We start from the raw sequence: 12,526 nt of genomic DNA, 5'->3' as shown, positions 1-12,526 counted from the left end.
CGGCGCCGCGGCGGCAGGAGAACGCAAAACAAGCAAGGGTTCGCCGGGCCGGCCGGAACAGAAAACCCGCCGCGGGGCTGCCGCGGCGGGGGGCTGTGTCTGTTGGATCGCGTGGCGCTTGGGCGTCAGGCGAAGAGGTCGTCGATGTTGCCGACCCACTCGGTGCCATCGTAGTAGGCGGCGTCGATCGAGAAGGCGACCTTCTCCTTCTTGCCGTAGCAATCCTCGGCCAGGCTTGTGAGACCGATGTACTCGCCTTCGCCGCGGGCGTTCTTCTTCAGGTTGTCGATGGAGTATTCGAGGTCGAAGTTGTTGCCCGCCTTGGTCGAGAAGCCACCGAAGGTCCAGTCGTCTTCCCACTCGCCGTCACCGTCGAGGTCATACTTATTGTCGAGCGGGTTGCCAAAGTAGTCGTTGAACAGGTCCTTCAGCGTCTCGTCGCTGATCATCATGTCGAACGTCGACGTCGAGTCGGCGGTCGTGTTGACGTGCTCCCAGAAATCGTCGAACTCGTCGATCTTGAGCTTCAGGCAGCCGTCATCGGGGTCGCCGCTGGTGAAGTAGAACACCATGTTCGAGATGTCCTTGTCGCTGTCGAAATCGACGACAAGGCTGGCGGTGGCCGATGTCTGCGAGATGTCGACGCCGTCATCGGGCGAGTCTTCCTCGGGGATCCTCAGGTTGAGGGTGATCGTCTTGACGCCCTCGGCGCCGATGACGGCGCTCAGCGACGCCGACTCGCCATCCTCGCTGAAGAGTTCCGCATCCTCGTTGATGATGTCGTCGACGGTGTCATCGCTGAAGCTGTCGAGGCCGCCGTCCTGCCCGGGCGGAAGCGTCGAGCGAATCTCGACCCCATCGCTGTCAAGGATGTAGAGGTTGCCCTGCTCGGGCTGGGCGCCCGTGGACGTCGGGCCCACATCGCCCGACCAGAAGCCTTCGGTCGCCGCATCGTTCAGCAGGACCGACGTGTCGAGGGTGGCCTCGTCGCTCTCGCCATCGTTGATGATCGTCTCGATCGTCAGCGTCTCGCCGTCGGGATCGTTATGGTCGCCGATCACCTCGAGCTCGATCTGGTACGACAGCGTCGCCGCGTCGAGGTCGTAGCCGGTCGTGTCGACGGACGAGAGGTCGAGGACGATCGAATCCTCCGTGTCCATGTTGTCGTCTTCGACACGGGGGATCGTGAGATCCTGGAAATATTCGTCGGGCGATCCGTTCCAGTCGCCGTCCGTCATAATGGCGGAGCCACTGGCAGTGGAGTTTAGTCCAATGTTTACAGGCATTTTACGCTTTCTCGTCATGCGGCAGCGGAAACCGCCACCCGATGCGTGATGATACGTTCGAAGCTGCGAGGCGGTCCCGTGAAACCCGTTCAACGGGTTCCTGAGGCATTCCCCACAACCACAGGTAGAATACGCAACAACTTTTCCCGTGTCACCTAGAATGCTGTGAGAGATGCGGGGCGCGCCCGCGCATCGCCGCGCATCGGCGCGTTTGCCGGCGAATTGGCACAACGCGGTAGACGCTGCGGACTCGGTGAGGCATGATGCAACCTTGGCGTGTGTTAAGATCGCGAGGTCCCCGCGATGATTGTGACGATCCGTCCCTCGGACCCTCACGGAGAACCCTACGAAGCCCCGTCCGTCAGGCCTGAGCCTGAGGAGATCGCGTCCGCCGCGGGACGTGCCTCGCATGTTCCCGAACCGGGGGAGCGATCGTTGGCGCGTGCGGCCCTCGTGGCCGCGGGAACCTTCCTCGCCGCGGCCGTGATACCGGGCGGCATCTTTTTTGCCTCGGCGGTACGCGGGCAGACCGTCGAGAGCACCATACCCGAGAACGCGAGCGCGATGGCCGAGGCGCCCGTGATCACCGCTGACGAAATGCCGGTTCGGGCCAACCCCGATTACCGCTGGCGCTATCGCGCGTCGCGGTTCCGCTGGGACATCGGCCGCGACACATCGGCGGCTGGGGTCGATGGCAGATGGGTCAGGGTGCCCGACGCGTCGCCGCGGGGCGCCGTGGTGCCCGCGCAACTCGTCGCGCCGCAGCCCGAGCCGGTGACGGCCCGTGTCGCCGCGGCGCCGGCCGACCTTTCGACCGAGATCGGTCTCGCGGCGCCCGCGTCGATGATAGACGCGCCGACGGCGCGCCCCCCGGCGCTGCCGCGCGTCGCCTCGCTCTCGGATACGACGGATAGCAGCGCGCTTTATTCGGCGCCGCCGCCGCCGCGCATCGACGACGGAAAGCGGGTCGCCGCGCTGCCGGCGGCCGTGGCACCAGTTGCCGGGGCCGAACCCCAGCGCGAGGCGCCTGCCGCACCCGCCGCGCCGGCGCCGGTCGCCGAGCCTGTTGTGCCAAAGACCGATCCGAGCGCAGGCACCACGACGGCGGCACTGCCGGCAGATGCGGTGCGCAATGATCCCGGCGATCCCGGGGCTCCGGCAGGCGGCGTTGGCGGTATGCCCGAAGCCGGTGATGATGCACGGGTTGGAGCCCTTTCCCCGGCGTTCAAAGATGCGCCGCTTCCTCTGTCGCGGCCCGACGCCTCGGTACCGGTCAGAATCCAGGTTGGCGTCTTCGGCGTTCCGTCGAATGCGACCCGAATGCTCGCCCGGCTCCAGGAGGCCGGCTTCGTGGCCCGGAGTGTTCCGGTGACGATGGGCGGACGCAGCCTGACGAGCGTCATTGCGGGGCCCTTCGACAACGCAGGCGAATTCGCTCGGGCCATGGACCTGATCCAGAGCTACGGCATCACCGACGCCTATGCATTCTATCGCTGAGGGCGGCCCGCCGGCGCCGGTGGCGTTCGTCCGGCCCCGGCGCGCCGCGCGCACCGGACGATCCGCTGTCGCGCGGGCGATGCGAAACTGTTATCCTCGCACAGGAGCTTGGACCAGCTCGCCGGTAGGGGTGCCGGTGGGTCCATGCGCATCAAGGGGCGAGGGCGATGGACACAGGGTTGCTGCGACTCCTGGCACGTGGATACCTGCCCGCCGCGACGGTGGGGCTCTACGTCGCCGTGGCGTGGTCGGAATTGCTGATCGGTTTGCTGATCGCGTGGCTCGGCGGCGCCGTTGCCGTGCTTGTCTTGGCGATGCTGGAGACGCCGTATCCCCGGACGCACAGTCCTGCCGCTGACTACGGCGCGGCGCGGCGGCGCGTCGAGGCGTCGTCCTGACGAGCGCGCCGCGGCCGGGTGCCCTGCGGTGAGGGTTCGAACCGATGGATCGCGTCGCGGCGGTCTGGCATGAGTAGAAGGCGAGCGCTTGGCGGCGGTATTGACCGAACAGCCTGATCGGTCCGCTCGCGCAGGGTGACGCGTCATGCAGAAAAGTGCCGATTGCATTTTCGTCCTGTCAACGAAGTCGGCCGGCTCGAGCGTCCTACAGGAAACGATCTTCCGCCGCACGGGATTCCAGGTCGCGCCCCGCACGCGCCACTTCGAGAACGAAACGCTCTACTGGACGAAAGCCGCCTCGGTGCTGGGGCTCGATCAGATCGCGCTGCCGATGAGCGAGGTTCCGATCCCCGCCCGCCGGGCCGAGCACGAGTTGCGCAAGTTCCTGGCCGAAAACGGCGCGGGTCTTCCGGCAGGCGTCCCGAGCGAGGCGGCGCTCTTCGAAGGCTTCCGAAAACTTTGCCAGGCCCAGGGCGGGCTGATGCTCGAAAAGTCGCCGCACCATCTCTACCAGGCCGAAGTGATCCGGCTGATGGAGCGGTTCGCCGACGCCTCGCCGTCGGTCAGGGTCCGTTTCATCGGACTGATCCGCAACCCTCTCGACACGCTCTATTCATCTTGGAAGCGCTTTGGCGTGCCGCCAGGCGACGAGGAGCGCTGCTGGAGGGTCGCGTATGAGAACTTGCGCGAGCTTGCTGCGCGGCGGCCCGACGATGTTCGCATCCTGAGATACGAGGATGTCGTCTCGGGCGAGGCCGACGTGGGCGCCGTGCTGGAGGAACTGGGGATCGATCTGAGCGAGGACGCGCCGGCGCCGGTACTGCATGCCCGGTCGGTCGCCAAGTGGCGCAAGGACCCGTATTTCGGGCATCTGCTGGGCGCCGAGACGATCCGGATTGCGCGGTCCTTCGGCTACGATCTGCCGGAGCTCGAGGGGCGCGCGCCGCGGCGGGTTTGGCGCAACGCGGCCCGCTACCACATCTTGCGGCTCTACGGTCTGTTGCCCGAGGCCTTACGGAAATCCCTGAGCACGGCGCGCCGGAACTTCGCGCGGCGCGGCTGAGCGGGCCGCCGCGTCCCGCGCCGGCCGACGAACGCGCGCAAGCCATCGATTCGATGTTTCGGGCGTGACGGCCGCGCGCGGTGCGCGTTCTTTCATCCGCGCCATCTGGTGCGGCAGGTCGCGCCGTCGGGCGCGACGAAACGGACGCAAGCTTGTCACAAGTTGGCAGGGCGTTCTCGCATCACACCGTAAAGCAACGAGCCTTCGACGTCGGCCCGTGGGCCGAGGCGGCCTCATCTGCATCATATCGGGACACACCTCCCGCCGAGGTTGCAAGATTGCGCCAGAGATCGCCCACAAGGTTGCATATCGGGCGAAAATGCGTGACCCTATACACGTTAAACGTGTGCAGGGGTGGGTCGTCGGTGGAGTCGAGATGGACCGCGTCATAGTCTCTAAGTCTGAACCTCCCACATTGCGGGATTTTCGCCATCGGCGCCTTGGCCTCGTGCTCGGCGCGGGGTTGCTGGCGGCGCTCGGTGTCGGTGCAGGGCAGGCCAACGCCTTCTCCTGGTTCTGGGAGAAGGTCCCGGCAGGCATCAACGAGGGGTCGCGCTATCGCGCACTTGAAGTGGTGAGCGCGGCGTATCCCGGCAAGAAAGATCGCGGCCGCGCCGAGAACCGCGTGCGCATCGTCCTGGAGCGCTGGCGGCCGGAAATCGAGGCTGCGGCGCGTGAGGCGCGGATCTCGGAGGCCCTGATCGCCGCCGTCGTGGTCGTCGAATCCGGCGGCAATCCACATGCCGTCAGCCCCGCCGGTGCAATGGGCCTTGGGCAATTGATGCCCGGAACCGCCCGGCGCTACGGCGTGAAGGACCCCTTCGACCCGAAGGCGAACCTGATGGGCTCGGCGCGCTACCTGTCAGACCTCGTGGACATGTTCCGCAACGACATCGTCCTTGCACTGGCCGCCTACAACGCCGGCGAACATGCGGTCGAGCGGCACTCGGGGGTGCCGCCCTACGCGGAGACGCGGGCCTACGTGCCCAAGGTGCTGACCGCGTTCGATGTTGCCGGGCAGTTTTGCGCAACACCGCCGCGAAGCGCGCGCCGCCAGTGCCAGTTGCCGGACCAACTGGCGCAGTTGGCTGCAAATTGATGAAAGAGAGCGGGTAAAACAAAAACTCGATAACAATGTGTGGCGTGCTCGAGGGATGTCGTTTGACTTGTCTTCGCGTTGAAGGACTGAGGCATGAGTAATCGAATAAAGAGAGCAATATTTCCAGTGGCGGGTATGGGGACGCGATTCCTGCCGGTCACAAAATCGGTTCCGAAGGAAATGCTGCCGCTGGTCGACCGTCCGCTTATTCAGTACGCGGTCGATGAAGCACGCGCGGCGGGGATCGAGCAGATCATCTTGGTGACCGCGCCGGGAAAGGCGTCGCTTGAGCATTATTTCGACCGCGCCGCCGCGCTGGAGGCCGCGCTCGAGGCCAAGGGTAGTGTCGGTTGCCTCGAGGACGTCATGTCCACGGTGCTCGCGCCGGGCAAGCTGGCGACCGTCCGCCAGGTCGACCCGCTTGGCCTAGGCCACGCGGTCTGGTGCGCGCGGGAGCTGTGCGGCGACGAGCCGGTGGCGGTCCTGCTTCCCGACGACGTGATCTCGTCGCAGACGCCCTGCCTGCAGCAGATGGTCGAGGCACATGCCAAGTGCGGAGGCACGATGGTGGCGACGATGCGGTTGCCGCGCGCCGAGGTCTCGTCCTACGGCGTCATAGACCCGATGCGCGGTATTTCCGGCGGCGATGCCGAACCGCTCGTCGCGGTCCGCGGCCTTGTCGAGAAGCCCGCCGCAGCCGACGCGCCCTCGGATCTCGCAGTGATCGGGCGCTATATCCTCGCGCCCGCCGTCTTCGACCAGCTGGACCAGGTCCGGCCGGGCGCGGGCGGCGAGATCCAGTTGACGGACGCCATCGCGGCCGCCGCTGCCGCGGGAGAGCCGGTCTTCGGCTTCCGGTTCGAGGGTCGGCGGTTCGATTGCGGCTCGAAGGCAGGCTTCATCGAAGCGTCCGTCGCCTTCGCCCTTCAGCGACCCGAGCTGCGTGACCGCCTAAAGGCATTCCTGCGTCGAGAACTTCATGCGCCCGAGGGCGCGGTGCTGGCGGCGGAATGATCCGACGCCGGATTTGTACATGCCGCCCTGACGGCGTCGAGTTGTGAACAAAGGTTGGGTTATGTCGAGCTGGGACATTCATTACGGGCAGTCCACTCACCACGGAAGGGTGGAGAGCGCCATCGGCTCGCCGCATGCGGACATTTATTCAATGCGCCGCACCGTGGTTTCGATGATGATACTTGCCGACTTGGTTGCGCTGACGATTTCATTCGCTCTGGCCGCGGTCCTGACGCAGGTCGTTAGCTTGGAGCTGGGGACCGAAGCCTTCGACGCGATAGGCTTCATGGTCGACCGCGCGCCGCATCTGTGCACGCTGAGCCTGTTGCTGGTCGGGGTCTTCGCATTTGGCGGGCTGTACGGTCGGGGCGGCTGGGAACTCGAGGAAGTGCGCCGGATCGTCCTCGCCGTGGCATTGATCGCCCTATTCGACGCGAGCCTGCAGTACCTGCAGAAAGATCACAGCTCGCGGCTCTGGTTCGCCTTTGCCTGGCCGCTCGCGGCGATGATGATCATCGGCTCGCGCATGGTCTTGCGTTCGGTAAAGTCGGTCGAACAGGCGATGGCGTCGCATGTGTTGCTGATCGGGCAAGGCGTGCGTGAAGCCGACTTCGTCAATGACGCGCGCGAGAGCCGCTCGGGCGCGGTCAGTGTGCTCGACTGCGCGCCCGTCACCTGGCTTTCCCGCCTGGGGCCCGACGAGATCCGCGCGCGCATTCGCTGGGTCGGCGCTGTGAACCGGATCCATGCCAGCCGTGTCGAGTTGGTCCTCGCGCCGGATGTCGCTGAAAGCGCCGACGCGCAGCACCTGGTCGACACGCTGAACATGATGGGCCACCCGTTCTCGGTGGTTCTAAACTACCATGGCATTGCGCGCCGCGGGCTGCGGACGCATGGCGTGATCGGCGCCGATATCGTTCTCGCAGAAGTCGCCTCGTCCGATGGGCGGCCCTTCGAGCGCATGTTCAAACGATCGATCGATCTGCTCTCATCGGTTCTGCTGCTTGCACTTCTTTCTCCGTTGCTGGTCGGCATCTCGATCCTCCTGCTGCTCGAGGGTGGACCCGTGCTGTTCCGGCAGACCCGCGTGGGGTATCGCGGGAAGCGCTTCTCGTGCCTGAAGTTCCGCACGATGCTGCGGGACGCGGAGCGACGGCTCGAGCATGTGCTGGCCACCGATCCGGCGGCCGCCAAGGAATGGGCGATGTACCAGAAGCTGTCCGACGACCCCCGCATCACCCGGCTGGGGCACATGCTGCGCACGACGTCGCTCGACGAGTTGCCTCAGCTCATCAACGTGCTCAAGGGCGACATGAGCCTGGTCGGGCCCCGGCCGATTGTCGCCCCCGAGGTGCCCGGCTACGAGGCCGACCACGCGTATCTTAAGAGCGCCGATGCCGCCTATTACTGCAGCTTCAAGCCGGGCATCACCGGGCTGTGGCAGGTTTCGGGACGGGCGCACACCAGCCACGACGAGCGCATCCGGCTGGACGCTTGGTATGTGCGCAACTGGTCTGTCTGGCTGGACCTGGTCATCCTTCTGAAGACCTTCCGGGCGGTCATCGCGCGGACCGGGGCGTAATTTTGCAGCATCCCCGTGCGGCGTTTGCGCCGCACGGGGCGATTTGGCGGCGAGATCTGCCTCAACGGTTGTGATTCCAGTTGTAAGCCGCCCAAATCGTTCTCATTCTAGATGTGCCGTGTCCGACCGGAGGAGTCGACGAGCGATGCGTGCCGCGAGCGCGAACCGCAGGGCGGCGAAATGCGGGCCGGGGAGTGCAGCCGGCCCCGGCAAGGTGGAGCGGAAGCGCGTGCGAGGGTGTGATGATCCGCGTCTATCGTAAGATCCTGTCGTTGCTCGGACCGCGCGAGAAGCGCCGATTCGCGCTCGTGATCTGCATGGTGCTGATCATGGGACTGTTCGAGGCTGGCGGGGTTGCCTCGGTCTTCCCCTTCCTCAAGGTCCTTTCCGACCCGGGCGTGATCGGGCGCAACGAGATCCTGTCCGGGCTCTACGAGGCGGGCGGGTTCCAGAATTCCAACAGCTTCCTGATGGCGCTGGGGGCCGGCGTCTTCTGCATCATCCTCGTCGGCATGGCCGTGAAGATGGCGACGCTCTACGCGGTGACGCGTTTTGGCCAGATGCGCAGCTACACGCTGAGCTATCGCCTACTGCGGTACTATCTGTGTCAAAACTATGTCTGGTTCCTGACGCATCACAGCGCGCATCTGGGGAAGAATATCCTCTCTGAGGTGGACGAGGTCGTGAATAACGCGATCCTTCCCGCCGTGCGGACCATCAGTTACGTCGTAATCGCGATCGCGATGACATTGGTGCTGCTTGTCGCGGATCCGCTGATGGCCCTGTCGGTAGCGGGGGTCATCGGTGGATTCTACGGGCTCATCTATCTCTTTTCGCGGGGCCGGCTCGCACGGCTCGGGACCGAAGCCGTGCTTGCCAATCGCGACCGGTTTCACGTCGTGAGCGAAACCTTCGGCGGCATCAAGCACGTCAAGCTGCACGGCATGGAGGGTGAGTTTCTCGACCGCTTTCGAGCGCCCGCAAAGCGGCTTGCGCGCAACCGCGCCGCGCGCGAACTGATTGGCGAACTGCCCCGTCACGTCCTCGAGGCGGTGCTGCTTGGCGGCATTCTTCTGGTCGTTCTCCTAAAGCTGGCAGAGAGCAATGGCGACCTGGGGAACGTGCTGCCGATCATCGGCCTCTATGCGTTCGCGGGCATCCGCCTGTTCCCGATCACGCAGCACATCTATCGCGGCGTGAGCAAGATGCGTGCGGCGCATGCGGCGCTCGACGCGATCTATCACAGCCTTCGTTCGCTGCCCGGAGTGGCGGTTCTGCCGCAGCGGAACTCCTCCGGAGCCGACGTCCCACCAATGCGCATCGATGACGGGATTGAACTGCGGCGCGTCACCTTCCGCTATCCGGGTTCCGACCGGGACGCGATCCGGGATCTTACGCTATCGATCCGTGCCAACACCACGGTCGCCTTCGTCGGCAGCACGGGGTCGGGAAAGACAACCCTCGTTGACATCATTCTCGGGCTGCTGAAGCCCGATTCCGGCCAATTGCTGGTCGATGGTGCCGAGGTTGATGCTGACGCGCTGCAGGCCTGGCAGAAATGCATCGGTTATGTGCCACAGCACATCTTCCTCACCGATGATACGGTCGCCGGAAACATTGCTTTTGGGGTCCCGGCAGGACGGATCGACCGGGGCGCGGTCGAGCGCGCGGCGCGCGTGGCGCGGCTTCATGACTTCGTGCTCAAGGAATTGCCGGGCGGCTACGACACCCAGATCGGCGAGAACGGCATCCGGCTGTCGGGCGGGCAGCGCCAGCGCATCGGTATCGCGCGGGCGCTTTATCACGACCCCGAAATGATCGTTCTGGACGAGGCGACGTCGGCGCTTGACAACATCACCGAGCGCGCGGTGATGGAAGCCGTGCACAATCTCACCAGCAGCAAGACAATCATCCTGATCGCGCATCGGCTGAGCACGGTCCGCGAATGCGAGAAGATATTCCTGATCAACAGGGGACAGCTGAGCGCCGAGGGTTCGTTCGACGAGTTGCTGTCGCAAAACGAGTCGTTCCGAAAGATGTGTGGCGAGCTCACAGCATGATCCGCGCGCGTGCTCACGCCGTCCTTCCTGCCTACCGCGGCAACCGCGTCGGCTGACATGCACGTGATCTTCCCCTTCACCGGAGATGGCCTTGGCGGCAGCCATGTATCGGCCATGACCCTGATCGAGGGCTTGCTGGCACAGGGCGACGTTTCCGCGACGATCGTGGCCGGCGAGACGACGCAGGTTGCGGACGAGGTCAGACGGCGCGGGCTGCCGTTCTTTCCCTCGGGTGAGGGTCCCATCCGCCGGCGCGATGTCGTGCGCTACGTGGGAGGTGTCCTTCACCGGCGCAGGCGGCTCGCTGCCCTTCAGAGCGGGACGCCGGCAGTCGTGCACTACAATGACCTCGAGGCTGCATTTGCATGGCAGCCGGCGGCGCGGCTCCTTGGGTTGCGGAGCGTCTATCACCATCGCGCGCTACCAAGAATGAATGCGGTAAAGCGCAGCCTGCTGAGAACGATGGATCATACGATCACGATCTCGGATGTCTGCCGCGGCAACCTCGGCTTCCTGCCCGATCGCGAGGTAACCGTCATTACCAACCCGATCAAGGTCGAGACTGACGTCCTTGCGGCGACGGATCGGCGCCAGTTGCACACCGAGTTCGGTCTGCCCGGGGACGCAGCCGTGTTCGGGTTCCTGGGCAACCTGGCAGACCGGAAGCGGCCGGACTTCTTCATCGACGCGGCGCAGGAGATCGCGGCGCGCATGCCCAATGCCGTCTTCGTCATGTTCGGCCGGGACAGGGAATTCAGCCGCGAGCAGCTCGAGGCGCAGGCGCGTGCGCTTGGCATCGGGGACAAGGTTCGGGTCGCGGGGTTCCGCTCGCCGATCGAGGGCAATCTCGCGCTCATCGACCTGCTGCTTGCCCCGGCGATCGACGAGCCATTCGGCAGGACCCCTGTCGAAGCGGCGCTTTGCGGGATCCCCTATGTCGTCACGGACGACGCGGGTCAGGGCGAGATCGTGCGCCGCTGGGGCGGAGGCGCTGCTGTCCCGAAGCTGGCGCTCCCGTCCGAGTTCGCCGATGTCGCCGTGCGGGTGATGCAGTCGCGCGATGCGTTCAGGCTGCCGCAAGAGAAACGTGAGGGCCTTCGGGCCGATGTCTCGCCCGCCGCGCATGCGGCGCGGGTCAGGGCGATCTATGATGCGATTTGCGCCGGGCCAGCCGCCCGCGATGCCGTCGCCTAACCGCCTTTCCTGATCAGTCCGGAGACGCGAAACGGGAGGCCGGAGGCGAGGGCGTCGACGAAGCGGGGCTTCTGGAAGTGGCCGTTGAGCGCAACCCTTGGCAAGTTGTGAGGTGTTGCCGCGTGACGCGGACCAAGCATGGCGGGCCGCGTTGTGACTGCCAGCGCGAGCCCCGCGTCGCGCGTGGCGTCGAACTCGCGCGCGCCAGCTGTGCTGAGAAAGCCGTAGGGATAGGCGAAGGCGCACGGCTCTCGCCCTGTCCACTCACGAAGCCGCCCGCAAGACTCCGCGATCTCGTCGCGCAGCTGCTTGGCACCGACCTGAGCGAGAGCGACATGGCTGACGGTATGCGGCTCGAGCCGCGCGAGGGGATGCGCGGAAAGGCGTCGCAGTTCGGCCTCGGTCATGATCAGTTGGTCCGTGATGACGAGCGGATCGATGCCGGCGCCTCGCGCTGCGGCATTCAAGCCCTCGATCGCTGCGAGTTGCGATGGACCGGTCATCACCGGGAAAAGCGCATCGAAGAGGGCGGATTTCTGCGCGTGCGTCGCCGTCCGGAAGCGCTGGGCGCCATCCCCGAAATCGATCGACACCTCGGGCGCTGCGCGCAGGAGCCGCTCGGCGGTTTCCCACCAGAGCGTGAACCGGCGCTCGACGAAGCCGCTGGTCACGAAGACTGTGAAGGGGACACCGTGCTTCTCGAAAACCGGAAGCGCTTCCTCGAGGTTGTTGCGATATCCGTCGTCGAGCGTCACCGCGAAGACCGGATCGCCCGGATCGTTGTTCGTCACCGCGGCCGGGATCTCGGCGAGATCGACCGGCCGAAGGCCAAGGGCCTTGAGCCGGGCAAGCGCCGCATCGAGGAATGACGGCGTGATCGAGAGCAGCGCGTTGGGGTCGAATGATTGGGGCCGGTGCCGCCTTACGTGATGAAGCATGAAGACGAGCCCGAGCCCCGCCGTCTGCGGGGCCAGGCCGGTACGCGATGCGAGGGCCGAGACCTCGAGGCCGCCGGCTATCACGAGCCGCCTGAGGGCCGCGCGTGCCACGGCCGCGGCGGGAGGTCTGAGGTCAAGGGTCATGCTTCGGTTCGTCGGCCGTGCGGCCGCCTGTGGTCGGATGCGCGGTGTTTGGCGATGCGGCATCGCCGGTCGTGAAAGCCATGTCGGGTCGATGCCCACGGTTGATCCTACGGTCGGGAAATCCGTGGTGCCAAGCGGTTTCCGGCCGCGATTCCCCATCATCCACAACCAGTTCCGTGCCGCTTGCGGGTGTTCGGTCGGAGTCTTGGGTTGCTGGTAGAGCGAGGATCGGCGATAGTTTTTTGCGCTAC

The 12,526-nt window shown here is 65.6% G+C and carries 10 protein-coding genes; 8 read left to right on the top strand and 2 right to left on the bottom strand.

Annotation, left to right across the window (positions count from 1 at the left end; genetic code table 11):
* Nucleotides 1-125 precede the first annotated feature (125 nt).
* The gene (locus H0I76_RS06050) at nt 126-1,238 is read right to left on the bottom strand and encodes a hypothetical protein (protein WP_200608311.1); all 1,113 of its coding nucleotides are present in this window, start codon (nt 1,236-1,238) and stop codon (nt 126-128) included.
* Between the two features lie 483 nt (nt 1,239-1,721).
* Between H0I76_RS06050 and H0I76_RS06045 the strand changes: the two genes are divergently transcribed.
* From H0I76_RS06045 to H0I76_RS06010, 8 genes are all read left to right on the top strand, one after another.
* Complete coding sequence (locus H0I76_RS06045; protein ID WP_200608309.1) at nt 1,722-2,783, top strand: SPOR domain-containing protein; 1,062 nt, start codon at nt 1,722-1,724, stop codon at nt 2,781-2,783.
* Nucleotides 2,784-2,950: 167 nt separating this feature from the next.
* The gene (locus tag H0I76_RS06040; protein ID WP_200608306.1) at nt 2,951-3,181 is read left to right on the top strand and encodes a hypothetical protein; all 231 of its coding nucleotides are present in this window, start codon (nt 2,951-2,953) and stop codon (nt 3,179-3,181) included.
* Between the two features lie 145 nt (nt 3,182-3,326).
* Nucleotides 3,327-4,244 carry a sulfotransferase gene (locus H0I76_RS06035; RefSeq protein WP_200608303.1) on the top strand — a complete coding sequence of 306 codons (918 nt, stop codon included), beginning with the start codon at nt 3,327-3,329 and terminating at the stop codon, nt 4,242-4,244.
* A gap of 376 nt (nt 4,245-4,620) precedes the next feature.
* Entirely contained in the window at nt 4,621-5,343 is a 723-nt protein-coding gene (locus tag H0I76_RS06030) for a lytic transglycosylase domain-containing protein (RefSeq protein ID WP_200608301.1), read from the top strand.
* Nucleotides 5,344-5,436: 93 nt separating this feature from the next.
* Nucleotides 5,437-6,357 (top strand): UTP--glucose-1-phosphate uridylyltransferase, encoded by a 921-nt coding sequence (locus H0I76_RS06025; protein ID WP_200608299.1) that lies wholly within the window; start codon nt 5,437-5,439, stop codon nt 6,355-6,357.
* Between the two features lie 151 nt (nt 6,358-6,508).
* Nucleotides 6,509-7,939 (top strand): exopolysaccharide biosynthesis polyprenyl glycosylphosphotransferase, encoded by a 1,431-nt coding sequence (locus H0I76_RS06020; RefSeq protein ID WP_200608296.1) that lies wholly within the window; start codon nt 6,509-6,511, stop codon nt 7,937-7,939.
* Between the two features lie 242 nt (nt 7,940-8,181).
* Nucleotides 8,182-9,999 carry an ABC transporter ATP-binding protein gene (locus H0I76_RS06015; RefSeq protein WP_200608294.1) on the top strand — a complete coding sequence of 606 codons (1,818 nt, stop codon included), beginning with the start codon at nt 8,182-8,184 and terminating at the stop codon, nt 9,997-9,999.
* A gap of 57 nt (nt 10,000-10,056) precedes the next feature.
* On the top strand, nt 10,057-11,193 hold the full coding sequence (locus tag H0I76_RS06010; protein ID WP_200608292.1) for a glycosyltransferase family 4 protein: 1,137 nt from the start codon (nt 10,057-10,059) through the stop codon (nt 11,191-11,193).
* Here H0I76_RS06010 and H0I76_RS06005 read toward each other — a convergent pair.
* The gene (locus H0I76_RS06005; protein WP_200608290.1) at nt 11,190-12,275 is read right to left on the bottom strand and encodes a polysaccharide deacetylase family protein; all 1,086 of its coding nucleotides are present in this window, start codon (nt 12,273-12,275) and stop codon (nt 11,190-11,192) included. The genes H0I76_RS06010 and H0I76_RS06005 overlap by 4 nt on opposite strands.
* Nucleotides 12,276-12,526: the final 251 nt, after the last annotated feature.

This window comes from Thermohalobaculum xanthum (assembly GCF_016623495.1).
GTDB lineage: Bacteria > Pseudomonadota > Alphaproteobacteria > Rhodobacterales > Rhodobacteraceae > Thermohalobaculum > Thermohalobaculum xanthum.
Note: the sequence above shows the minus strand (reverse complement) of the source record. Positions and strands in the feature narration are given on the sequence as shown.

Coding starts and splice junctions, on each gene's coding strand:
- H0I76_RS06050 (WP_200608311.1), bottom strand. CDS start 1,238: ATGACGGACGGCGACTGGAACGGATCGCCCGACGAATATTTCCAGGAT.
- H0I76_RS06040 (WP_200608306.1), top strand. CDS start 2,951: ATGGACACAGGGTTGCTGCGACTCCTGGCACGTGGATACCTGCCCGCC.
- H0I76_RS06035 (WP_200608303.1), top strand. CDS start 3,327: ATGCAGAAAAGTGCCGATTGCATTTTCGTCCTGTCAACGAAGTCGGCC.
- H0I76_RS06030 (WP_200608301.1), top strand. CDS start 4,621: ATGGACCGCGTCATAGTCTCTAAGTCTGAACCTCCCACATTGCGGGAT.
- H0I76_RS06025 (WP_200608299.1), top strand. CDS start 5,437: ATGAGTAATCGAATAAAGAGAGCAATATTTCCAGTGGCGGGTATGGGG.
- H0I76_RS06020 (WP_200608296.1), top strand. CDS start 6,509: ATGCGCCGCACCGTGGTTTCGATGATGATACTTGCCGACTTGGTTGCG.
- H0I76_RS06015 (WP_200608294.1), top strand. CDS start 8,182: ATGATCCGCGTCTATCGTAAGATCCTGTCGTTGCTCGGACCGCGCGAG.
- H0I76_RS06010 (WP_200608292.1), top strand. CDS start 10,057: ATGCACGTGATCTTCCCCTTCACCGGAGATGGCCTTGGCGGCAGCCAT.
- H0I76_RS06005 (WP_200608290.1), bottom strand. CDS start 12,275: ATGACCCTTGACCTCAGACCTCCCGCCGCGGCCGTGGCACGCGCGGCC.